This is a genomic window from Microbacterium sp. MMO-35 (genome assembly GCF_037147555.1).
Lineage (GTDB): Bacteria > Actinomycetota > Actinomycetes > Actinomycetales > Microbacteriaceae > Microbacterium.
Map to the genome: position 1 here is coordinate 1 of NZ_JBBCVH010000004.1, position 23,424 is coordinate 23,424.

21 protein-coding genes are annotated in these 23,424 nt (G+C 69.5%); 15 read left to right on the forward strand and 6 right to left on the reverse strand.

The features are described from left to right. The first annotated feature begins 179 nt into the window (after positions 1-179). The 7 genes from WFJ01_RS09760 (at position 180) to WFJ01_RS09790 (ending at position 6,786) form a co-directional block, all read left to right on the forward strand. Entirely contained in the window at positions 180-1,355 is a 1,176-nt protein-coding gene (locus WFJ01_RS09760) for an ABC transporter substrate-binding protein (protein ID WP_336628899.1), read from the forward strand. A gap of 88 nt (positions 1,356-1,443) precedes the next feature. Beyond that, positions 1,444-2,346 (forward strand): ABC transporter permease, encoded by a 903-nt coding sequence (locus WFJ01_RS09765; protein WP_336628900.1) that lies wholly within the window; start codon positions 1,444-1,446, stop codon positions 2,344-2,346. Between the two features lie 15 nt (positions 2,347-2,361). After that, positions 2,362-3,168, forward strand: coding sequence for an ABC transporter permease (locus WFJ01_RS09770; RefSeq protein WP_336628901.1), 807 nt, complete (start codon positions 2,362-2,364; stop codon positions 3,166-3,168). Positions 3,169-3,265: 97 nt separating this feature from the next. After that, positions 3,266-4,027: a 3-oxoacid CoA-transferase subunit A gene (locus tag WFJ01_RS09775; RefSeq protein WP_336628902.1), complete on the forward strand. Its 762-nt coding sequence runs from the start codon at positions 3,266-3,268 to the stop codon at positions 4,025-4,027. Beyond that, on the forward strand, positions 4,024-4,695 hold the full coding sequence (locus WFJ01_RS09780; RefSeq protein WP_336628903.1) for a 3-oxoacid CoA-transferase subunit B: 672 nt from the start codon (positions 4,024-4,026) through the stop codon (positions 4,693-4,695). The genes WFJ01_RS09775 and WFJ01_RS09780 overlap by 4 nt, the downstream gene beginning before the upstream one ends. Continuing rightward, positions 4,692-5,867: a thiolase family protein gene (locus WFJ01_RS09785; protein ID WP_336628904.1), complete on the forward strand. Its 1,176-nt coding sequence runs from the start codon at positions 4,692-4,694 to the stop codon at positions 5,865-5,867. The genes WFJ01_RS09780 and WFJ01_RS09785 overlap by 4 nt, the downstream gene beginning before the upstream one ends. A 124-nt stretch (positions 5,868-5,991) precedes the next feature. Further along, on the forward strand, positions 5,992-6,786 hold the full coding sequence (locus tag WFJ01_RS09790) for an IclR family transcriptional regulator domain-containing protein (protein ID WP_336628905.1): 795 nt from the start codon (positions 5,992-5,994) through the stop codon (positions 6,784-6,786). A 2-nt stretch (positions 6,787-6,788) separates the two neighbouring features. Here the strand turns inward: WFJ01_RS09790 and WFJ01_RS09795 are convergent, their stop codons facing one another. From WFJ01_RS09795 to WFJ01_RS09820, 6 genes are all read right to left on the reverse strand, one after another. After that, the gene (locus tag WFJ01_RS09795; protein WP_251445341.1) at positions 6,789-7,316 is read right to left on the reverse strand and encodes an Lrp/AsnC family transcriptional regulator; all 528 of its coding nucleotides are present in this window, start codon (positions 7,314-7,316) and stop codon (positions 6,789-6,791) included. Positions 7,317-7,489: 173 nt separating this feature from the next. Next, complete coding sequence (locus WFJ01_RS09800) at positions 7,490-8,878, reverse strand: NAD(P)/FAD-dependent oxidoreductase (protein WP_336628906.1); 1,389 nt, start codon at positions 8,876-8,878, stop codon at positions 7,490-7,492. Next, positions 8,875-9,567, reverse strand: a complete 693-nt coding sequence (locus tag WFJ01_RS09805) for a hypothetical protein (RefSeq protein ID WP_336628907.1) — start codon at positions 9,565-9,567, stop codon at positions 8,875-8,877. Before WFJ01_RS09805 ends, WFJ01_RS09800 begins: the two co-directional genes overlap by 4 nt. Positions 9,568-9,572: 5 nt before the next feature. Further along, on the reverse strand, positions 9,573-10,991 hold the full coding sequence (locus WFJ01_RS09810; protein WP_336628908.1) for a flavin monoamine oxidase family protein: 1,419 nt from the start codon (positions 10,989-10,991) through the stop codon (positions 9,573-9,575). Further along, positions 10,975-11,907, reverse strand: a complete 933-nt coding sequence (locus tag WFJ01_RS09815; protein ID WP_336628909.1) for an alpha/beta fold hydrolase — start codon at positions 11,905-11,907, stop codon at positions 10,975-10,977. The genes WFJ01_RS09810 and WFJ01_RS09815 overlap by 17 nt, the downstream gene beginning before the upstream one ends. Next, positions 11,900-13,432: a flavin-containing monooxygenase gene (locus tag WFJ01_RS09820; protein ID WP_336628910.1), complete on the reverse strand. Its 1,533-nt coding sequence runs from the start codon at positions 13,430-13,432 to the stop codon at positions 11,900-11,902. The genes WFJ01_RS09815 and WFJ01_RS09820 overlap by 8 nt, the downstream gene beginning before the upstream one ends. 175 nt (positions 13,433-13,607) lie before the next feature. Between WFJ01_RS09820 and WFJ01_RS09825 the strand changes: the two genes are divergently transcribed. From WFJ01_RS09825 to WFJ01_RS09860, 8 genes are all read left to right on the forward strand, one after another. Continuing rightward, entirely contained in the window at positions 13,608-14,846 is a 1,239-nt protein-coding gene (locus tag WFJ01_RS09825; protein ID WP_336628911.1) for a PucR family transcriptional regulator, read from the forward strand. Positions 14,847-15,118: 272 nt separating this feature from the next. Further along, positions 15,119-16,411, forward strand: a complete 1,293-nt coding sequence (locus tag WFJ01_RS09830; RefSeq protein ID WP_336628912.1) for an MFS transporter — start codon at positions 15,119-15,121, stop codon at positions 16,409-16,411. A 64-nt stretch (positions 16,412-16,475) separates the two neighbouring features. Continuing rightward, the gene (locus tag WFJ01_RS09835) at positions 16,476-17,768 is read left to right on the forward strand and encodes an MFS transporter (RefSeq protein ID WP_336628913.1); all 1,293 of its coding nucleotides are present in this window, start codon (positions 16,476-16,478) and stop codon (positions 17,766-17,768) included. 152 nt (positions 17,769-17,920) lie between these two features. Beyond that, positions 17,921-19,735 carry a Na+/H+ antiporter gene (locus WFJ01_RS09840; RefSeq protein WP_336628914.1) on the forward strand — a complete coding sequence of 605 codons (1,815 nt, stop codon included), beginning with the start codon at positions 17,921-17,923 and terminating at the stop codon, positions 19,733-19,735. A 119-nt stretch (positions 19,736-19,854) separates the two neighbouring features. Continuing rightward, positions 19,855-20,529, forward strand: a complete 675-nt coding sequence (locus tag WFJ01_RS09845; protein WP_336628915.1) for a DedA family protein — start codon at positions 19,855-19,857, stop codon at positions 20,527-20,529. An 82-nt stretch (positions 20,530-20,611) separates the two neighbouring features. Next, positions 20,612-21,523, forward strand: a complete 912-nt coding sequence (locus WFJ01_RS09850) for a MetQ/NlpA family ABC transporter substrate-binding protein (protein ID WP_251445312.1) — start codon at positions 20,612-20,614, stop codon at positions 21,521-21,523. A gap of 76 nt (positions 21,524-21,599) precedes the next feature. After that, positions 21,600-22,667 (forward strand): methionine ABC transporter ATP-binding protein, encoded by a 1,068-nt coding sequence (locus WFJ01_RS09855; RefSeq protein WP_336628916.1) that lies wholly within the window; start codon positions 21,600-21,602, stop codon positions 22,665-22,667. Next, positions 22,667-23,326, forward strand: coding sequence for a methionine ABC transporter permease (locus tag WFJ01_RS09860; protein ID WP_295034611.1), 660 nt, complete (start codon positions 22,667-22,669; stop codon positions 23,324-23,326). Before WFJ01_RS09855 ends, WFJ01_RS09860 begins: the two co-directional genes overlap by 1 nt. The last annotated feature ends 98 nt before the right edge of the window (positions 23,327-23,424 follow it).

Consider the following 23,424-nt stretch of genomic DNA (forward strand, 5'->3'; position numbering starts at 1 on the left):
GCCATGGCGACCGGGTGTTCGTGTCCTGGCGGGACGCGGACGTCGTCGCCCTGGGCGACGCACCCATCGCCGAGCAGAACGACACCCCCTCCCGCACCATCCGCACAGTCGGCGCCCGTTGACGACGTCCTCGCACCCGCGAGGACGAGACACACGCAAGAGAAACAAAGGAGTATCCCATGCGCACCAGATCCTTGAAGGTCTTCGCGGCCGTCGGCCTCGCCACGGCGGTGATCGCCGCACTCTCCGGCTGCGGCACGTCCGGGGCGGGTGGCGGCGCCGCCTCCGGTCCTCTGGACAAGCTCGGCAAGAACGAGAGCACCCTGTCGGTGCTCGCCTGGCCGGGGCTTGCAGAGGACGGCTCGACGGATCCGAGCATCGACTGGGTGAAGCCGTTCGAGAAGGAGACCGGGTGCCAGGTCACCGTCAAGACCTTCGGGACCTCGGACGAGGCGTTCAACCTCATGAAGACGGGCAATTACGACGTCGTGTCGGCCTCCGGTGACGCGTCGCTGCGCCTGGTCGCCTCCGGAGTCGTTCAGCCCGTGAACATGAAACTCCTGAAGAACTACGCCGGTGTCTTCGACTACCTCAAGGACAAGGCGTGGAACACCGTGGACGGCAAGAACTACGGCGTGCCGCACGGCTATGGCGCCAATGTGCTGCTGTACGACAAGACCGCCTTCCCGACCGCCCCGACCTCGTGGGATGTCGTGTTCGACAAGGCTTCGGAGCACCAGGGCAAGGTGACCGCCTACGACTCCCCGATCTACATCGCCGACGCGGCCGTCTACCTCATGGCCCACAAGCCGGAGCTCGGCATCAAGAACCCCTATGCGCTCGACCAGAAGCAGTTCGACGCCGCCGTGCAGCTCCTCAAGGAGCAGAAGCCGAACGTCTCCGAGTACTGGGCCGATTACCTCAAGGAGGTGCAGTCCTTCAAATCGGGAAACACCGTCGTCGGCACCAGCTGGCAGGTGATGCAGAACACGCTCGAGGGCGAGGGGGGCAACACCGGAGTCGTCCTGCCATCGGAGGGCGCCACGGGCTGGAGCGACACCTGGATGATCTCCTCGAAGACGAAGAGCCCGAACTGCTCCTACGCTTGGCTCGACTACATCATCAGCCCGAAGGTCAACGCCCAGGCCACGGCGTACTTCGGCGAGGCGCCGGCCAGCCAGGCGGCATGCGACCTCCGCGACGACTGCGCCGTCTACCACGGCGGCGACGCCGACTACGCCAACAAGATCTGGTACTGGACCACGCCCATCGAGAAATGCCTCGACGGCCGCACCGACGTGAAGTGCGTCGACTACGCGGCATGGACGAAGGCGTGGCAGGAGATCAAGGGCTGATCGGCTCCGCGGGTGCGGGGCGGCGGGACAGGATCCCGGCTCCGCACCCGCTCTCCAGCCGTCTTGCATCGAACAGAGGAGTTCGTCCATGAGCAACCCCACCGCGGTCTCGCGAGCCATCGCATCACCGGTCTCGAGCCCCGCCCGGCGGCTCTCCTCCTTCCTGTACGCGCACCCGCGCCTCCGGCTCGCGCTGCTGCTCACGGCCCCGCTGTTCTGGCTCGGGGTCGTCTATGTCGTCGCGCTCGCGCTGCTGCTCGTCACCGCGTTCTGGAGCACCGACAGCTTCACCGGTGAGATCAGCACGTCGTTCACACTGGACAACGTCGTCGAGGTGATCACCGGATCCCTCTATCAGGTCGTCACGCTGCGCACGGTCGGGATCGCGCTGGCGGTCACCGTGATCGACGTCGCCCTCGCCCTGCCGATCGCGTTCTTCATGTCGAAGGTGGCCACCGTCCGCACCCGCCGGATCATGATGATCCTCGTGCTGATGCCGCTGTGGGCTTCGTACCTCGTCAAGGTATACGCCTGGCGCTCCGTGCTCTCCGATGACGGCCTCATGACCTGGTTGCTCGGCAGCACTCCCGGTTACGGCGTCCCCGCGACGATCATCGCACTCGCCTATCTCTGGCTGCCCTTCGTCATCTTGCCGATCCAGGCCGGCATGGAGAAGGTTCCCGACTCGCTGCTCGAGGCGTCGAGCGACCTCGGCGGTCGGAGCTGGCGCACGATCCGCTCGATCGTGCTCCCGCTCGCGGTCCCCGCGATCATCGCCGGCACGATCTTCAGCTTCTCGCTGACGCTCGGCGACTACATCACCGTGCGCATCGTCGGCGGCACCAGCCAGATGATCGGCAACCTCGTCTACGACAACGTCGGCAGCGCGAACAACCTGCCCCTGGCCGCCGCCATCGCGCTGATCCCGCTCTTGGTGATCTCGCTCTACCTGTTCATCATCCGCCGTACCGGCGCCCTCGACAACCTCTAGATCCGGAGTCCCGACATGCGCCTCTCGTCATCCGCCCGCATCGCACTGGGCATCGTCTCGGGGGTGATCCTGGCGGTGGTCTACGTCCCGCTGCTCGTGGTCGTGCTCAACTCCTTCTCGACCTCCAAGTCCCTCACCTGGCCACCCCCGGGTTTCACGCTGGAGTGGTGGGGGCGGGCGTTCACGAACGCGGGCGCGCTCGAGGCGACGGGAACGAGCATCGTCGTCGCCGTCATCGCCACGGCGATCGCCCTGATCCTCGGCACCCTCATCGCCTTCGCTCTGCACCGCTTCCGGTTCTTCGGGCGGGAGGCGGTGAACATGCTGGTCATCCTGCCCATGGCGCTTCCCGGCATCGTCACGGGCATCGCGCTGAACAACTTCTTCCGCACGATCCTCGGCATCGACCTCTCCCTGTGGACGGTCGCCGTCGCGCACGCGACCTTCTGCATCGTGACCGTCTTCAACAACGTGATCGCCCGGCTCCGCCGCACCGGCACCAGCTTCGAGGAGGCGTCGGCCGATCTCGGCGCGGGCATCTGGACGACGTTCCGGTTGGTGACCTTCCCGCAGCTCCGGTCGGCGCTGCTCGTCGGCGCCCTGCTCGCGTTCGCGCTGTCCTTCGACGAGATCATCGTGACGACCTTCACCGCGGGCCAGGGCGTGACGACACTGCCGATCTTCATCATGAACAACATGCTGCGGCCGGGGCAGGCTCCGATCATCGCGGTGATCGCGGTCGTGCTCATCGTGGTGTCGATCGTGCCGATCGCCATCGCGCAGCGGCTCGGCGACGGATCCGGCGACGCGAAGAGCCGATGAGGCGGGCGTCCTCGGCGGGCTTCGCGTCCGTCCCAGGCCCGTGTTGTACTATTCGACAAGCGAACAACGCTTCGTATAGCGAAAAAGGAGTTCGAGGATGATCGACAAGAGAGTGTCGACGGCCGAGGAAGCCGTGGCCGGCGTGGCCGACGGCGCCACCGTCATGATCGGCGGATTCGGCAGAGCGGGCCAGCCGATCGAACTGATCGACGCCCTCATCGCGCAGGGGGCGGGCGATCTGACGATCGTCAGCAACAACGCCGGCAACGGCGATACCGGACTCGCCGCGCTGCTCGCCGAGCGACGCGTGCGGAAGATCATCTGCTCGTTCCCGCGGCAGTCGGACTCGTGGGTGTTCGACGGGCTCTACCGTGACGGGAGCATCGAGCTCGAACTCGTGCCGCAGGGGAACCTCGCCGAGCGGATCCGTGCGGCGGGGGCCGGGATCGGCGCTTTCTTCACCCCCACGGGCGTGGGCACGCTGCTGGCCGAGGGCAAGGAGACGCGGGAGATCGACGGCCGGATCTACGCGCTGGAGTACCCGATCCGCGCCGACGTCGCGCTCATCAGCGCGCGCAGCGCCGACCGCTGGGGCAACCTCGTGTACCGCGCGACTGCTCGCAACTTCGGCCCGATCATGGCCACGGCGGCCGCACGGACCGTCGTGCAGGTCGACGAGTTCGCCGAGCTGGGCACCCTGGATCCGGAGAGCGTGATCACGCCCGGTGTGTTCGTGGACCGGGTGGTCGCCGTGGGGGAGCGGCGCTGGCTCCGCGGCGGTGAGTTCATCGGCGGCGTCGACCTGGAGGGCGCCGCGCTGGGAGGCGCGTCCGCCGAGCAGCACGGAGGTGTGCGATGAACACGCGGATCAGCCGGGAGGAGCTCGCCGCGCGGATCGCGGCCGACATCCCCGAGGGATCGATCGTCAATCTCGGCATCGGGGCCCCGACCCTCGTCGCCGACTATCTCCCGCGGGACGAGGAGATCATCCTGCACACCGAGAACGGCATGCTCGGCATGGGGCCGGCGCCCGAGGCCGGCCGGGTGGATCCGGATCTCATCAACGCCGGCAAGCAGGCCGTGACGGCGGTGCCCGGCGCCGCCTACTTCCACCACGCGGACTCCTTCGGGATGATGCGCGGCGGGCATCTGGACGTGTGCGTCCTCGGAGCCTTCCAGGTCGCCGAGAACGGCGATCTTGCGAACTGGTCGACCGGGGCGCCCGGGGCGATCCCCGCCGTGGGCGGGGCGATGGACCTCGCGATCGGCGCGAAGGCCGTCTTCGTGATGACTGATCTGCTCACCAAGCAGGGGGAGTCCAAGCTCGTCGCGGTCTGCACCTACCCGCTCACCGGCGTCGGCTGCGTGTCGCGGGTGTACACCGATCACGCGGTCTTCGACGTCACCGCGGACGGCTTCGCGGTTCGGGATCTGTTCGGCGACAACACCGTGGCGGAATTGCGGACGATCACCGGGCTGGACCTGATCGACGCGAGCGCGTCCGTCGCTGCGGGAGGACGACCGTGACCGGCACCTACATCTACGACGCCGTGCGCACCCCGTTCGGGCGCGCCGGGGGCGCGCTCTCCGGGGTGCGCCCCGACGACCTGGCCGCGGTGGTGATGCGTGCGGTCGTCGATCGCGCCGGAGTGGATCCGGCACGGATCGCCGACGTGATCTTCGGCGATGCGAACCAGGCCGGCGAGGACAACCGCAACGTCGCCCGGTTCGGGGCGCTGCTCGCGGGTTTCCCGACCTCGGTCACCGGGACGACCGTGAATCGGCTGTGCGCCTCCTCCGTCGAGGCGGTCATCCAGGGTTCCCGCGCGATCGAGGCGGGGGACGCCGAGCTGATCCTGGCCGGCGGCGTGGAGTCCATGTCCCGTGCGCCGTTCGTGGTGGAGAAGTCGCCCAAGCCGTGGCCGGCGGTCGGCAATCAGACGATGTGGAACACCTCGATTGGCTGGCGGATGACCAACCCGGCGCTGCCCCGGCCCTGGACGATCTCGAACGGCGAGTCGGCCGAGAAGATCGCCCGGGAGTGGGGCATCACGCGCGAGGCCCAGGACGCCTTCTCGGTGCGCTCGCACGAACTCGCCGCTCTGGCCTGGGCCGACCGCCGTTACGACGCGGAGATCGTGCTGGTGCCGGGCTGCGAGCTCGTCCGCGACGAGGGGATCCGCGACGGCAGCACGGTCGAGAAGCTCGCCGGGCTCACGGCCCTGTTCGCCGCGGACGGCGAGGGGACGGTCACCGCCGGGAACTCCTCGCCGATCAACGACGGCGCCTCCGCGATCCTGCTCGGCGCCGAGGGAGCGCTCGAATCCGAACCGCTGGCGCGGATCACCGGCCGGGCGGCCCACGGCGTCGACCCCGATGTCTTCCCGATCGCTCCGATCGAGGCGGCGAACAAGGCGCTCGCGCGGGCCGGGAGATCCTGGGCGGACGTCGATCTCGTGGAGCTGAACGAGGCTTTCGCGGCGCAGTCCCTCGCATGCGTGAAGGGCTGGCCCGAACTCGACCCCGACCGGGTGAACGTCCATGGCGGGGCGATCGCGATCGGGCATCCGCTGGGGGCCTCCGGCGGACGGATCATCGGCCACGCCGCACAGGAGCTCGCCCGTCGTGGCGGGGGAGTGGCCGTCGCGGCGATCTGCATCGGCGTAGGCCAGGGGCTGGCCGTCGTGATCGAGCGCTGATCCGACGGCCGCCCGCGGATCGCGCGGGTACGGACGCGGATGCGGGGGACGTTCGGCGCGCAGGCGGCTCTCGCCGTGTCGTGTAGCGTGTTGCGCAGGCCGCGCAGGACCACAGCACGCCGCCATGTCATCTGAGAGGACCGTTGTGGCGGAGCAGAGAAGCGATCCGGATTTCGTGCAGTCGCTCGCGCGCGGTCTCGCCGTGATCCGCGCCTTCGATGCGGAGCATCCGGAGCTCGCGCTGAGCGATGTCGCGCGCCGGACCGAGATGCCGCCCGCGGCCGCGCGCCGGTTCCTGCGCACGCTGGAGACCCTCGGGTACGTGCGCGCCAGAGGTCGGCTCTTCGCGCTCACGCCGAAGGTGCTCGAACTCGGCTTCAGCTATCTGTCGGCCCTGTCGCTGCCCGAGACGCTGCAGCCCCACTTGGAGCGGCTCTCGCGTGCCGTCGAGGAGTCCGTGTCGGCGGCGGTCCTGGCCGACACGGAGATCGTCTACGTGGCTCGCGTTCCCACGCGTCGCATCATGACCGTGGGGATCACGATCGGCACCCGGTTCCCCGCCTACGCCACGAGCATGGGGCGGGTGCTGCTCGCGTCGGCGTCGGAGCAGACCATCGCCGCGGTGCTGGCCGAGGACCCTCCGCGCGCGCTCACGGAGCGGACGATCGTGGATGAGGACGAGCTCATCGCCGAGCTCCATCGCGTACGGGCGCAGGGCTGGGCGCTGGTCGACGGGGAGCTGGAGACGGGTCTGCGGTCGGTGGCTGTGCCGGTGCGCAATCGCGACGGAGCGGTGGTGGCCGCGGTCAACGTGTCGACCAGTGCGACGCGGGATTCGCTCGACACGCTGCGCGATCATCATCTCCCGCTGCTGCTCGAGGCGCAGGCGGCGATCGAGGCGGATCTGCGGCTGCTCTGAGCTCAGAGCGGGTCGAGCGGGCGCTCTCCGCGCATGACCGGGAAGCCGTCCACATGGTCCATGTGCTGCGCGGCGATGAGGTGCTCGAAGACGATGTGGGCCTGTGCCGAGGCCACTACCGGGTCCGCCGCGATCTGCTGGGCGACGAGCTGCTGCAGCTGGTCGCTCGATGTGCAGGCGACATGCACGAGCAGGTCGTAGTTGCCGCCCATGAGGAAGACGTTCACCACGTTGACGAACTTCACGGCGCGCTCGGCGTAGTCGCGGCTGCTGCTCTGCGTGCCCGGCTTCAGACGGATGAAGACGATGGCATGAAGGTCGAGCCCGAGCGCCGTCATGTCGTACTGGGCATGCGCCGAGGTGATCACCCCCGATTCGCGCAGCGCGCGCAGGCGGGTGAGAGCCGTGGAAGGCGAGACGTTGACGCGGGCAGCGAGCTCGTTGTTGCTGATGCGCGCCTCGCGCCGGAGCTCCCAGACGATCTTCTCGTCGATCGCGTCGAGGGGTCGGGCCGATCGTGCGCGGTTCATCGTGCCTGTGCTTCCGATGTCGATGGATCCCCTTCGCCGGGATCCGCTCTGGTGAAGAATCTTCAGAAGAACTACTCCGTGCCGAATCCTATCGGTGCGAGGATCCGGCACGGAGAATATTCTGCTGCTCGCCTGGGGCTCGTCCGCATCTCAACGAGGCACGAGGGCTGGACTCAACGCACCATCGCCTTCGTGAGCTTCTCGGCTCGGCGCGCTGCATCGGCGGCACGCCGAGCCCGCGCGAAGCCGCCGTTGAACAGGTCGCCGATGCGATCGAAGAGCCAGACCGCACGGAGTGGCAGAGGTCGGATCGCCGGCGACGGGGCGTAGCGCGCCTTCACCTCCCAGACCGACTCGAGGTCTTCGGAGCGTGCGTCGTCGACGATGGCGTCGGCGATGAGGGAGCCCAGGTAGGACGCCTGCGCCAGGCCGTGCCCGTTGCAGGAAGCCGAGTAATAGACGTTCTCGCCGACACGACCGGCGACGGTGGTCCAGGACGAGGAGAACGAGATCCATCCTCCCCAGCAGCGTGCGATCGGCACGTCGGACAGCGTCGGGAAGCGCTTGTAGAAGGTCTCCGCCAGCTCCTGCATCATGCCGGGATCGGGGTTGCGGGGCAGCAGGGGGTAGGTCTGCCCGCCCGCCTCGAGCCGCCGCACGCCGAACACCATCGAGTTGTCGGCGGTGAGCCGGTAGTTCTCCATGATCTGATGCTGAGTGACCATCCCGGAACGGCTCGTCCAGCCCAGCGCGGCGATGCGCTCCGGGGCGATCGGCTCCGTCTCGACCTCGATGATCCACGCAGGGGTGGTGAGGTGCTTCGGGATGATGTCCCACTCACCGGAGTAGCTGTTCGTCGACAGCACCGCTTGGTTCGCGATGAGCTGTCCGCGCGCCGTCGTCATGAGGACCTTGTCGCCCCGGCGCTGCACGTCGACGACCCGGGACTTCTCGAACACGCGCGCCGAGGAGCCGAGGACCGCCCGGCGGATGCCGCGGCTCAGCTTGCCGGGATTGAGCATGCCGCCGCGCCGCTCGCGCATGCCGCCGAGGAACGCCTCGGGGATGCCGAGTTCCCGGGCGGTGCCGATCTCGCCGTCGACGCCGACGCCTCTGAGGATCGCCGCGAACGTCTTCACGCGCAGCATCTGGATCGGGGACACGGCCGCCGATACCATGCCGTTGGCCTCGTAGTCGCACTCGATCCGGTGATCCCGCATCAGGCCTTCCATGTAGTCCGCTGCGTTGTCCGCGAATCTCACCATGCCGGGCAGCTTCTTCGGGGAGAGCACCTTCAACATCCGGAGATCGCCCCCGGGGACGGACGCGATCTGACCGCCGTTGCGGGAACTCGCCCCGTACCCGAGGAACTCCGACTCCAGGAGCACCACGTCCACGCCGCGCTCGGCGAGCCGCAGAGCGGTCGCCATGCCGCCCACGCCGCCGCCGACCACGGCGACGTCGCATTCCAGGCGTCCCTCCAGCGGCGGCGCGAGGTCCGTCGGCGGGTCGATCCAGCCCGAGAAGGTCGTGTACTCGACGTTCCGGTACAGCGGGTTCATGCCGTCACCCGCGCCTTCTGCGCAGCGGCGGCGTAGATCCGCTCATTGTGGCTGTGGACCGCCTTGTAGCCGAAGTAGTAGATGAAGCCCTGCGTGCCCCACGTCGCCAGCGCGGCGGTGTAGAAGTACGTGCGGTAGGCGTCGTCGAACGACCATGGGAAGAAGTCGTATGAGAGCGCGATCACCATCGCCACCACCGTGATCAGCGTGGTGGCCACGGCCCACCCGCGTGCTCCTGTTCGCCAGATCCGGCTCGCGAAGTAGAACAGGAAGAACGAGGCGATCACGTTCATGACCAGGAAGAACGTCGCGGGCACGACACCATATGCGCCGTCGTGGTGCAGGGTCACCAGGTAGCCGCCCGCGATGGCGGCGAGCGCGAATGCGCCGATCTCGTGCCAGAGGGCCGGCTTGTAGCGATGCGTCACCATCATCAGCCCGAGGATGAGGACGAGGGTGAATCCGAACGAGCGCGAGAACGCGTCGAGGAAGTAAGCGATGGTGTACATCGGGTTCTTCGGGTCCCCGCTGAAGAGCGACCAGAGCAGAAAATTCGTCGCCGAGGTGCCCACGACGAGGCTTTCGATGCCGAGGAAGTAGTTGTGGAACCTCCGAATGAACTTCACTCCGAAGACGAAGCCCACGAAGATCAGCCACGCGTCTGCGACGATGAAGAGCGTCTCGATCATGATCCTCAGTCCTTTCCGATGGTCTGACCGACCCGCGCAGAGGCCCGCGGGTCGCTGCGGACGGAGTCGTCCGCGATGCGCCGAGCGACCCGCTCTGCCGCCTGCTGGCCGGTGACGACAGCGCCGTTCATGCACCCGGACGATTCGGCCGCAGTCTCGGTGCCCGCCCACTCGACGCGCCCGTGCGGCTCCGTGAGCTCCGTGGCGTAGCTCGTCAGCGCGAGCGGCGCGAGCGCAGGGTTCGGTCCGCCGGGGGCGAAGTCCTCCTCGAGCCAACGATGGTCGACGTAGTCGATCGGGTTCTGTGCCTGCGGACCGTAGAGGGCGACCATCTGCTCGATGACGCGCTTACGGCGGGTCTCCTGGTCGAAGCCGTCGAACAGCACCGCGTCGCAGAACCCGAGCAGGACGCCGGGGCCATCGTCGGGGCCGACATCGAAGGTGGCGAACACCGCGCCCGTGTCGGAGACTCCCTCACCCGAGACGCCTTCCTTGCGCCAGAAGGGGGTCTCGTAGGCGACGAACGCCTTGCTCAGCCCGCCCAGCCGCCAGAGTTTGGAAAGGCTCACCGCGCGTTCGGACAGCGCGGGCTCGAACGCGATGTCCTTGCGGTGCATCGTCGCCGTGGTCACGATGGCGTACCGGGCCGTGATCGACTCGGCGTCTGTATCGACGGTGACGCCGGTCCCGTCCTGCGCGATGCGACGCACGGGGGAGCTGAGTTGGACGCGGTCGCCGAGGTGCGCGGCGACCCGCTTGGCGATCTCCTGCGTCGTCTCGGTGATGCGATCCTGCTGCATCCCGTTCTCGACGTCGAGCATGTGGTCGAAGCCCCCCGCACCTCGGATGTACCTCAGGATCGACAGCATCGAGAGGTCATCCGGGCTGGCGCCCCACTGCACGCGACTGACCATGTTCATCAGGGCGCGGGTCGCTGCGCCGGCACGCTGCTGCCCGAGCCACTGGCCGAAGGAGATCGCATCGAGTTCCGCGGCGTTCGGCGACCGCCAGCCGGCTTCCGGGTCGATCGTGGCCACGAGCTTCTCGATCGCCATCTGGACGCGCGCCATGTTCACCACGGTCAGCGGAGACACTGGGGGGATCGTCCCCTTGTACGTGCGGCGGCGTCCGCCCATCCACAGAGTGTTCCGACCGTCCGCGAACTGTGGCGTGATCGAGCAGCCGTACCGCTGGGCGAGATCGCGGATCGCCGTGTGCCGCGGCGAGACCCAGGTGCCGCCGAAGTCGACCGGCACCCCGGCGACCTCGCCGGTGCGCACGCGGCCCCCGACCCGGTCGCGGCCCTCCAGCACGACGACCGAGAGTCCCAGCTCCACCAGACGCTCCGCGGCGCTCAGGCCGGAGAAGCCGGCACCGACGACGACGACGTCGACACTGGTTCTGGACTCAAGAGATTTCGACATGCTCTCCTCCTTCGTTGACGCGTGCTGCGTGCTGTGCGATGTACCCGGTGATCGTCTCGATCAGGGACTCGGGCATGTGGTGCCCCATGCCGGGGATGACGACGTGCTGCGCCCCACGGATCGCCCGGACGGTCGCCGTGCCCCCGGTCTCGGCGACCATGAGGTCGCGGTCTCCGTTGATCACGAGGGTGGGGGCCGTGATCCGGCCGAGCTGCGCGGTCCGATCTCCGGAGAGCTGGATCGCCTGGATCTGGCGCGCCCCACCGGCGGCGAGGTCCCCGGCGGCGCGGTCCCAGCCCCGCGCGGCGAGGGCGGCCTCGGCGGCGTCGTCGATCGGATACCCCGTCCCCGAGATGTGCCGTGTGATCCGCAGGTGCGCGCGCACCGCGTCGGTCCTGGTGCGGGAGTCGGGCCCCATGAGGATGCGGATCGTCGACGACGCGGGCTGGCCGACCTTGCGCGCCCCGGTGGTCGAGTAGATCGACGTGAGCGACAGGACGCGGCCGGGCTTCATCGCGGCGATCGTCTGCGCGATCATCCCGCCCATCGAACGGCCGACCAGGTGCACCTGCTCGACGCCGAGATGGTCGAGCACGCCGATCGCATCCCGGGCCATGTCCGACAGCGTGTAGCCGTCGCGGCGCGGGCGCGCGAGCACTTGCCGCCAGAGCGCGGGCGGCGGCGTGGTCGCGAAGCTGGACCGGCCTACGTCGCGATTGTCGATCGAGACGACGCGGAAGCCGCGGCCGACGAGCGCGTGCACCACCGAGCCGGTCCAGAACGTGAGGTCCTCGCCGAGGCCGGCGAGGAGCAGGATCACGGGGTCGGTCCTGTCGCCTGCGTCGCGGAAGCAGATCCTCATCCCGGAGGGGACCGTGACGAACTGGTCGACGCCTTCTGCGGAGACGTCAGACATGAGCGACGTGCCCTTCGTCGACGCGACGGGATGCGGATCTCGTCCCGAAGACGAGGTGCTCGTCGAAGACCGGTCCACGCAGCGCCTTGGCGTCCTGGGGGTAGGACATCATCGTGCGCCAGGGGTTCACCATGCCCTGGCGGGGGAGGACCCCCTCGCCGCGCTTGGCGTAGCCGGACTGGAGGTCCATGACGGGCCTGGTCTCCATGCCCGGGGTCGCGATCGGCACGACCGTGTCGTATCCATGGGCATCCATGTGCTTCACGAGATCGATGAAGTAGCGGCAGAGCAGGCTCACCTTGAGGGTCCAGGAGGACGTGGTGTAGCCGATGGCCATGGCCCAGTTCGGGATCCCGCTGAGCAGCGTTCCGCGATAGGCGACGGTGTCGACCACGTCGATCCGGCGTCCGTCCACCACGATCGGCATGCCGTCGAAGAGCTGCAGGTTGAGCCCGGTGGCCGTCACGATGATGTCGGCCTCGAGCTCCTCACCCGAGCTCAGGACGATGCCGCGTTCGCTGAACCGGGCGATGCTGTCGGTGACGATGGAGGCATCGCCCGCCTTCAGCGTCTGGAAGAAGTCGCCGTCCGGTGCGGCGCACAGCCGCTGATCCCAGGGGTCGTAGGGCGGGTTGAAATGCGTGTCGACGTCGAAGTCCTTGCCCAGGCTCTTGATGTTCTCGTGCCGGATCAGGGCGCGACCGGCACGGGGGAACCGGCGCAGCCCTTCGACGATGAAGTGCTCCTGCCAGATGTTCTTGAACCTCGTCGCCGCATAGCCGCGCTTCTCGCCGAGGATCTTGGTCAGGGCGAGGGCGAGGCGGTCCACACGGGGCAGCGGCATGACGTAGGTCGGGGTGCGCTGCAGCATCGTGACGTGCTCTGCGGCCCCCGGCCCCTTCGTCATCGCCGGCACGATCGTCACGGCGGTGGCGCCGCTGCCGATCACCACGACCCTCTTGCCCTGGTAGTCGAGATCCGCGGGCCAGTGCTGCGGGTGCACGATGGTTCCCGCGAAGTCCTCGCTCCCCTCGAAGACGGGCGAGTAGCCCTCGTCGTACCGGTAGTAGCCGGTCGCGGCGAACACCCACCCTGCCCTGATCGTCTTCGTCTCGGACGTTCCCGTCGCGGGGTCCGTCGTCGCGACGGTGAGGGTCCACCTCGAGTCTGCGGAGGACCACTCCGCCTGGCGTACGCGGTGCCCCGTCCGGATGAGACGGGAGAGCGCGTTCTCGTCGACCGTTTCGTGGAGGTAGTCCAGGATCAGGGAAGCGTCGGCGATCGCGTTCTCGTGGCGCCAGGGCTTGAACTCGTAGCCGAAGGTGTGCAGATCCGAGTCGGACCGGATGCCCGGGTAGCGGAACAGATCCCAGGTTCCGCCGATGTTCTCGCGGCCCTCCAGGACGACCAGGGACTTGCCGGGCAGCTCGCGGCTGAAATACGTCGCCGCGCCGATCCCCGAGATCCCCGCCCCGATCACGACGATGTCGAACTCCTCGACCACGTCAGAACCTCTGTCAGTCATCATCGACTCCTTGCACCTCACCAACTGGTTTCCACAGTCTGATCGGCGACCTGCTCCCGTCACCACGACAGGGCGCACCCGCTTCCGGCGGCACAGGTGCAGTGTGCACACGCGAGGCGACGATGCGCGCACTCGTTCCGATGACATCCCGACGTGCGAGGGGCAGACTGCCGTTATGGAAGATCTGTGGCCCGAGCCGAGCTCTGCGACGGCGGCCCTGCTTCGGTCCATCTGCGAGCGGCTCCTGGCCGAGGCGGACGCGATCGCCGAGGCGCTGGCGGAACCGACTGTCGTGGCTCAGGCGCACGGCAACGCCGCCCTGCTCGCGGACGCCTCGCTGCTGGCGGAGGACCGCGAGCTCAATCGCGCCGACATCGTGCACTGGCTCACCTCGAACATCCAGCACCCCGGCCAGCGCGTGGATCCCTACGTGGGCCCCCGCTCCGCGGCCTACATCGCCGATCTCGTCTCGCGCGGCATCGCTCCCGACTACGTCGCCGGGTGGCGGGCGGCGCTGGCCATCGCGTGGCGCCGCTGGCTCGAGGTGTGCGTCGCGAGCTGCGCCGATCCCGAACTCCTCGTCGAGGTGCTGGACGTGTCGGCGCACTCGCTGGTGCAGTACGCCCTCGACTCGGTGGCGGTGCTGCGCGAGGTCAGCCTGGCCGCCTCGATGGGCAACGCGGACGCCCAGGCTCTGGCCATGATCCAGCTGATCGTCGGTGGAGCGCCGATGACCCAGGACCTCGCGGAGGAACGCCTGAGCTATCGGATGGCGCGCCGGCACGTCGCACTCATCCTCTGGACCGACTCTCCCGACCAGGACGGCGCGCTGGACGAGGCGGTGGCGGCGCTGCGCACGGCGAGCCATCCGGGCACCCTGCTCGTGGCACGCGCGAGCGCGGCCTCGCGATGGGTGTGGCTGTCCGGCCCCGAGGCTCCCGACCTGCACCACGTGGAGAAGGCCGTCCTCGGCGCCACGGGCATCCGGGCCGCCCTGGGCCGGCCCGGGGAGGGACTCGAGGGGTTCCGCTCGAGCCATCAGGACGCGCTCGCGGCGCACGTGATGCTCATGCGGCTGCAATCGGATCGCCGGTTCACGGCCTATGCCGACGTCGAGCTCATCGACAGCCTCACCAAGGACCGCGCCGGTGCGCAGAGGTTCGTGGCGAAGACCCTCGGGCCGCTGGCCACGGCGGATGAGACCCTGCGGGAGGCGCTGCTCACCTATGTGCAGTGCGGCTTCAACACCACGCGGGCGGCGGCACGGCTCTACCTGCACCGGAACACGGTCGAGCGCCGGGTCTCCCGGGCCAACGAGCTCTCCGTCGTCACCGTGGAGGACAACCCCACCCACGTCGCGGCGGCGCTGCTGGTGCTCGAACTCGCGCCCGGTCTCGCGGCCCTCTCCGACTGACGCCCTCGGCGCGGGCAGCCCCCGGTGCCGGGTATCGGCGCGGGTGCAGGGTGCACCTCGTTCGTCGCAACCAGGTGCGACCTGTCGTGGTGATCGGCTGCCCCCTCGGATCAGACTGTCTCCACCAGATCTGCGGGACGCGGAATCGCCCGGTCCGCAAGCCGTCACTGTCGACGCACTCGCGCCCCTGCGCGCGTGGCGAGCAGGTCGTGCCTCCCCGCCGCAGTGACCCCGAGGTCATCTGGTGCAGCACTCGACGAGGAGGCACGACCATGACCGAACTCTCCGATCCCCACGGCGTGTCGAGGCGGGTGGGGCCGCTCTGGATGACCCTGTTCACGCTCGCCTGGCTGGCGATCTGGACGACCCAGTTCACTCCGATCCAGCTTCTGCTCCCGTTGCAACTGGACACCGGAACCCGGGGTGAGGACTGGATCGGCGGGGTCGTCTGGTCCGGCGCCGTGCTCTCCGCAGGGGGGATCATCGGCGTCGTCGCGGCCCCGCTGGCGGGCCGCTGGTCGGACCGCACCCGTTCCCGCTGGGGGCGTCGTCGGCCCTGGGCGATCGGGGGATCACTGCTCTCGGCGGCCGGTCTGGTGCTGACCGGCCTCGCATCCGGCCCCGTGGCGGTCGGCGGCGCCTGGATCCTGGTCTCCGTGGGGATCTCGGTCGCCGCGACGGCGCTCACCGCGATGATCGCCGATCAGCTGCCCGACACCCAGCGGGGCGCGGCATCGGCTGCCGCCAGCTCAGCGCAGGCACTCGGCGTCGTCGTGGGGGTCGGCGCCATCGTGCTCATCGGGCTCGGGATCTTCGAGTCCTACCTGGTGCTCGCGGCGCTCATCCTCGTGGTCGGCGTCGTCACCGCGCTCTGGCTTCCAGACGAGCCCGCGCACCGGATGGTCGCTCCCGTCCGGGGCCCGGCCGCCGGTCGCCGGTCGTCGCTGCGCGATCGGGACTTCCTGTGGCTGGTGGGCAGCCGCCTGGTCGTGAACATCGGCAACGCCTTCGGCACCGTGCTGCTGCTGTTCTTCCTGCTGTACGGGGTGAAGGTTCCCGCAGCGGAGGCGGAGGACGACCTGTTCCTCCTCATCATCGTGTACACGGTGTTCAGCGTGATCGCCGCGATCGTCGCCGGCATCGTCTCCGACCGGGTCCGCGCCGAGCCGATGCGCCGACGGCGCGGGCTGACGGCGATGTCCGCCCTGTTCGGCACGGTCTGGGGCGTGGTGATCCTGATCAGCCCCTCCCTGTTCATGACCATGATTGCCGCGGCGCTCATGGGGATCGGCTATGGCGCCTACACGACCGTGAGCCTGGCCCTCGCGACCGACCTGCTCAAGGATCCCGAGGATCACGCTCGCGATCTCGGGATCGTGAACGTGTCCGCGCAGCTCGGGCAACTGGTGGCACCGCTGCTCGGCGCCGGGCTGGTGGCGCTCGTCGGAGGGTTCTGGCTGCTGTTCACCGGAGGCATCGTGCTGTCCGCGGCGGGAGCTCTCATGACCTACGGCATCCGGCTGAAGGCCCCGCGGACACCGGTGCTCGCCGTGGCGGCCGGGTGATGCCGAACCCACGATCACGATCGCGGTCCGTTCGACGCCGCGATCCCGCAGAGGAGGATCACCCATGACCATGCTTTCGGAGCCGCATGCCGGCATGACGTCGAAGCGGGTCGGTCCGCTCTGGATGACCCTGTTCACGCTCGCCTGGCTGGCGATCTGGACGATTCAGCTCACCCCGATCGAGCTCTTGCTGCCCTTGCAGCTGGATTCCGGCAGCGGGGGCGACGACTGGATCGGAGGGGTGCTGTGGGCCGGCATGGTGCTGTCCGCAGGCGGACTCTTCGGCGTCGTCGCGGGGCCGCTGGCGGGTCGCTGGTCGGACCGCACGCGTTCCCGTCGGGGGCGTCGTCGGCCCTGGGCGATCGGGGGATCCGTCCTCGCAGCGATCGGACTGGTCCTCACCGGGCTCGCGTCGGGGCCCCTGCCGATCGGCGCCGCGTGGATCGTGGTGTCGGTCGGGATCTCGGTCGCCTCGGCCGCACTCACCGCGATGATCGCCGATCAGCTCCCCGACACCCAGCGCGGCGCGGCATCGGCTGCCGCCAGCTCGGCGCAGGCGCTCGGCGTGGTGGCGGGGGTCGGAACCGTCGTGCTGATCGGGCTCGGGATCTTCGAGTCCTACCTGGTGCTCGCGGCGCTCATCGCCGTGATCGGCGTCGTCACCGCGCTCTGGCTTCCGGACGAGCCCGCGCACCGGATGGTCGCTCCCGTCCGGGGCCCGGCCGCCGGTCGCCGGTCGTCGCTGCGCAATCGGGACTTCCTGTGGCTGCTGAGCAGCCGCGTGGTCGTGAACATCGGCAACGCCATCGGCACCGCGCTGCTGCTCTTCTTCCTTCTCCATGGTGTGAAGGTGCCCGCGGCCGAGGCGCAGGACGACCTGCTGCTGCTCATCGTCATCTACACGGTGTTCGTCGTCGTCTCCTCGATCGTCACGGGAAGGGTGTCCGACCGCGTCACAGCGGATCCGGTGCGCCGGCGCCGCACGCTCACCGTCCTGTCGGCGCTGTTCGGCACCCTCTGGGGCGTGGTGATGCTCGTCAGCCCCTCCCTGGTCATGACCATGATCGCGTCCGCGCTCATGGGCGTGGGCTACGGCGCCTACATGACCGTGAGCCTCGCGCTCGCCACGGATCTGCTCAAGGATCCGGAGGATCACGCGCGGGACCTCGGGCTCGTGAACGTCTCCGCTCAGCTGGGCCAGCTGCTGGGGCCGCTGGTCGGCGCCGCGCTCGTGGCGCTCGTGGGCGGATTCTGGCTCATGCTGGTCGCCGCCGTCGTGCTGTCCGCGGTGGGCGCGCTCATGACGTACGGGATCCGGGTCTCGCCTCGCGACCTCCCCGCCTCCGTGTCTCGGTGAGCCGCCGGACGGCCGGGCCGAGCGCGGACGCCGCGCTGCGGCCCGCGCCGCTCTGTCGCTCGGGACGCGCGGGGAATACCGTGGAGGCAGGCAGCGCTGTGCCCTGAGCGGACGGCGCTCGCCGTCGGCGACCGGGCGAGAGGAGACGGCGCATGGAAGGTCTCGAGGTCACGGTCCTGCTGGGGCTGACGATCCTGACGGGGGCGCTGCTCGCGCCGCGGCTGCGGCTGGCGCTGCCGCTCGTGCTCGTCGTCCTCGGGCTCGCGCTGGGCTTCGTCCCGGCGCTGCGGGAGATCCAGCTGCCGCCGGAGACCGTGCTGCTGCTGTTCCTGCCCGTGATGCTGTTCTGGGAGAGCCTCACCACCTCGCTGCGCTCGATCCGCCGCGACTTCCGCTACATCCTGCCGATGAGCACGCTGCTCGTCGTGGCGTCGGCGTTCGCCGTCGCCGGCATCGGAATCCTGTTCGGCCTGCCCTGGGAGACCGCGCTGATCCTCGGCGCGGCCGTCGCCCCGCCGGACGCGACCGCCGTCGCCGCGCTCGGGCGGATGCTGCCGCGGCGCATGTTCATGAAGCTCAAGGCGGAGAGCCTCACCAACGACGGCACCGCGCTCGTGCTGTACGCGATCGGGCTCTCCCTCGCCGTCGGCGGGCACATCACCCCGCTCAGCGTGACCTGGACCGTCGTCGTCTCCTACGCGGGCGGCATCGCCGCGGGCGTGGCCGTGGCGGCCCTCGGCTACCTCCTGCTGCGCGCGATCGGATCCACGATCGTCATCAACACCACGCTGCTGCTCATTCCGTTCGTGGCCTTCCTGCTCGCCGAGCTCATCGGGGCATCCGGCGTGCTCGCGGTCGTGGTCGCCGGCGTGATCATCGCCTACGTGTCGCCGACGGTGACGACCGCGCCGTCGCGTCGTCAGGCCGAATCGGCCTGGCCGTTCGGGGTGTTCCTCCTCAACGGCGCCCTCTTCGTGCTGATCGGTCTCGAGGTGCAGTACGTCGTGCATCAGATCTCGGCCGGTGCGATCGGGCGCCTGGTGCTCGTGACCGTCGCCGTGTGGGTCGCGCTGCTCGTCGTGCGGTATCTGTTCCAGCTGCTCAGCGTGCCGTTCTACGGCCGCAGCGGACCGCGCCCGCCGCGCGGCGTGCGGGCGCGGTCGCGGGTGCTCAGCACCTTCGCCGGCATGCGCGGCGCGGTGTCCCTCGCGATCGCGCTGTCCGTCCCCGCCGGCGCCGTGGCCGGGGGCGCGCTCGACGGCCGCGACGAGATCGTGTTCGTCACCGCGGGGGTGATCCTGCTCAGCCTGCTGGTGCAGGGGATGCTGCTGCCGGCGATCGTGCGCTGGGCGCGCATCCCCGCGGATCAGGGCGAGGTCGAGGAGTACGAGCTCGCCGAGCGCACCATCTCGGGCGCCGCGCTCGCCGCCCTCGACGACCTCGCCGTGCAGCACGAGATCAGCGACGAGGTGCGCGATCGGATCCGCTTCGAGGGCTATCAGATGCTGGAGTACACGAACGCGCGCACGCTCGCCCGCGAGCAGGCGCTGGTCGACGCCGAGGTGCGGGCGCTCGACGAGATGCTCGGCCAGCCCGACCCGCTGGCCGCCGGGACCGACGCCCGCGAGGACGGAGCGGATCCGCTCGCCGCGGGCACGGCCTCCGGCGTCGCCGACGAGGATCCGATCTCCGACGGCGCGGGCGGATCCGGCCGGCGCCGGACCGTCATCGAGGGCGCGACGCTGCAGATGATCGCGACCTCCGAGGACGTCGACGTCCTGCAGCGCTCGCCGCTGGTCCGGCACGACGAGCTCACCCGGCTCAAGCTGGCGCTGCTCGACCGCAAGCGCGAGGTGCTGCTGGGCCTGCGGCGCTCCGGCACCGTCGACGACGTGATCGTGCGCCGGATCTCGGCGCGGCTCGACCTCGAGCAGCTCCGCCTGCAAGGGCTGGAGGACTTCGACTGACTGCTTCCGCCGGGTCGTGATCCGGGCCGGACGCGGTCGTACCCCGGTACCGGCACGGGCGCCGAGGATCACTCTGCAGAGGGACGCGTACGGCGGCGGCCTCGACCTACCGTGAGGTCATGGTCGACGTCCTGAGCTCCTTCCTGGTCACCCCCTGGGCTCCGCTGCTGATCCTGCTGTTCTGCTTCCTGGACGGGTTCTTCCCGCCCGTGCCGAGCGAGACGGTGGTGGTCGGCGCGCTCTCGCTGGCCTTCGCGACGGGAGCCGCGGCCACCCCGACCGCACTCCTGATCCTGCTCGCCGCCGGGATCGGCGCGGCGGCCGGCGACAGCGCCGCCTACGCCATCGGACGCCGCGTGGGCACCGAGCGATGGGCGTGGATGCGTCGCCCGCGCGTGCGATCCGCGCTGGCCTGGGCGGGAGAGCGGCTCGCCCTTCGCCCGGCCATCCCGCTGCTCGTCGCGCGGTACATCCCGGTGGGGAGGGTCGCGGTGAACATGACCGCGGGGGCGACGCGGCTGCCGTATCGCCGCTTCCTGCCGCTCTCCCTCGTCGCGGCCGTCGGCTGGGTGGGCCTCAGCGCATTGATCGCCTCGGTCGCCTCGGCGTGGCTCGGGCATTCGCCCCTGCTCGCCGCGGTCGTCGGGGTGGTGCTCTCGCTCCTGCTCGGAGTGCTGATCGATCTCGGATCCCGCCTCGTCCGCCGTCTGCGCAGCCGGTCGGCGGCGCCGGCGACCTCCCGCGAGACGGAGCGACCCGCCCTCGTCGCCGCCGGGGGTCGCACCGAGCTGTGACGTCGTGTGACGAATCGATTCGGGGCGCGCTCGGCCCGGCTCATAGCGTGGTGGCGTCCCCCAAGAGAGGAACCCACCGCACATGTCCCGCAAGCTCACCACCGCGCTCGCCGCCGCCACCGCGGCCGCCGCGCTCGTCTTCTCCCTCGTCGGCTGCTCGTCGGCGTCGAACGCCGGATCCGACCCGACCGCCGAGACCGGCAAGACGGTCAAGGTCGGCGTCGTCGGCAAGAGCGACCCGCAGTGGCCCGCGTTCGTCGAGGCCGCGAAGAAGGAGGGCATCACCGTCGAGCTGGTGGACTTCGGCTCGTACGAGCAGCCCAACCCGGCGCTCTCCGAGGGCGAGATCGACCTCAACCAGTTCCAGCACATCGTGTACCTCGCGCAGTACAACGTGAAGTCGGGCAAGGACCTGCAGCCGGTCGGCTCGACCGCGATCTACCCGCTGGGCCTGTACTCGAAGAAGTACAAGAGTGTGAAGGACATCCCCGCGGGCGAGACCGTCGCGGTGCCGGATGACGCGTCCAACCAGGCGCGCGGGCTGCTCGTCCTGCAGTCGGCCGGCCTCATCACGCTCAAGAGCGGCGGCTCGATCTTCTCCGATCTCGCCGACGTCGACACGGCGAAGTCGAAGGTCAAGGTCACCGCGCTCGAGGCCGCGCTGATCCCGACGTCGCTTCCGGACGTCGCCGCCGCGATCATCAACAACGACTTCGTCAAGGACGCAGGGCTCACCTTCAAGGACGCCATCGCCCAGGACGACCCGAAGGATCCCAACGCGCTCCCGTACGTGAACATCTTCGCGGCGCCGGCCAAGGAGAAGGACAACGCGACCTACCAGAAGCTGGTCGAGATCTTCCAGACGGACGAGGCCGTGCAGAAGGGCCTCGCGAAGGCCTCGGGCGACACCGGCGTTCCGCTGAAGATCGCGCCCGCCGAGCTCCAGAAGACCCTGACCAAGGTCGAGGCCGACGTCACGGCCCACAAGGGCTGAGTCGACCACGCGAGAGAATCGGGCGGCGCGTTCTGCGCCGCCCGATTCCCGTGCCACCGCTACCTCCGGAGAACCCATGCCGATCGTGAGCCTGCAGGGCGTCACCAAGTCCTATCCGCCCGCGACGAAGGACGGCGCGCCCGTGGTCGCCGTCGACGACGTGTCCCTCGACATCGCCCAGGGCGACGTGTTCGGGATCATCGGCTACTCCGGGGCGGGGAAGTCCACCCTGGTGCGGCTGATCAACGCGCTGGAGCCGACGACGAGCGGACGCCTCGTGGTCGACGGCGTCGATGTCACGACCCTCTCCGAGCGGGAGCTGCGCAGGGTGCGCGGCGGCATCGGCATGATCTTCCAGCAGTTCAACCTCTTCTCGGCGAAGACGGTGCGCGCGAACATCGCCTACCCGCTCAGGCTCGCGGGCTGGGCTAAAGCCGACATCGAGGCGCGGGTCACCGAGCTCCTCGCCTTCGTCGGCCTGTCCGACAAGGCCAGGGCGTACCCCGAGCAGCTCTCCGGCGGGCAGAAGCAGCGCGTCGGCATCGCCCGGGCGCTGGCCACCCGGCCGGCCATCCTGCTCGCCGACGAGGCGACTAGCGCGCTCGACCCGCAGACGACGCACGAGGTGCTCGAACTGCTCGACCGGGTGAACCGCGAGCAGGGGGTGACGATCGTGGTCATCACCCATGAGATGGACGTCATCCAGACGCTCGCCACCAAGGTCGCGGTGATGGAGAACGGCCGCGTCGTCGAGCAGGGCGACGTGTTCGAGGTGTTCTCGAACCCGCAGAACCCGGCGTCGCAGCGCTTCGTCGGCACCGTCATCAAGGGCGTCCCCAGCCCCGCGGAGCAGGCGTCGCTGCAGGCCCGCCACGAGGGCCGGCTCGTCACCTTCTCCTTCCGCGACGGCGACTCCTCCCAGGCGCAGGTCTTCCTGGATCTCGCGGAGGCGGGGCTCGGATTCGAGCTCGTCTACGGCGGCATCAACGACATCCGCGGTCGCGCCTTCGGACACCTCACCCTCGCGATCCGCGGGTCGGATGCCGCGATCGACGCCGCACTCACGAAGATCGGGGCGCATGCGACCGTGACCGAGGCGGCCCGCGCGGCCGGCGCGGCGGCGGCAGAGGGGGAGGTGCGCTGATGGATCGCCTGATCGAACTTCTGCCGGACTTCTGGCAGGCGGCGCTCGAGACGCTGTACATGACCACGTTCGCGCTCGCGATGGCAGGCGTGATCGGCACCGTCATCGGCATCGGCCTCTATGTGACCCGCCCCGGCGGACTGATGGCGAACCGCCCGCTGAGCATCCTCATCTCGTTCCTGGTGAACTTCATCCGGCCGATCCCGTTCGTGATCTTCATCGCGGTGCTGCAGCCGTTCACCCGGATCGTCATCGGAACCGGGATCGGGATCAATGCGGGGGCGTTCGCGATCGGGGTCGCGGCATCCTTCGCGATCGGGCGGATCGTGGAGCAGCACCTCGTCTCGGTGTCGCCGGGCGTGATCGAGGCGGCCCGGTCGATGGGCGCCGGTCCGTGGCGGATCCTGCTCACGGTCGCGATGCCCGAGGCGCTCGGCCCGCTGATCCTCGGCTACACGTTCATCGTGGTGGCGCTCATCGACATGACGGCGATGGCCGGCCTCGTCGGCGGCGGCGGACTGGGCGCCTTCGCCCAGGTCTACGGCTTCCGGCAGTTCGAGCCGGTCGTGATGTGGGCGGCCATCATCCTCATCGTCGTGTTCGTCCATCTCGTGCAGACCTTCGGCACCTGGCTCGCCCGGCGGATCATGCGGCGCTGACCGCGTCGCGCCGTTCTGCAGGGAGGGTGCGTCGTTCTGCAGGGAGGGCGCGCCGTTCTGCTGGCGCCGCCGGGTCGTGGCGCGCTGATCGACCGGGG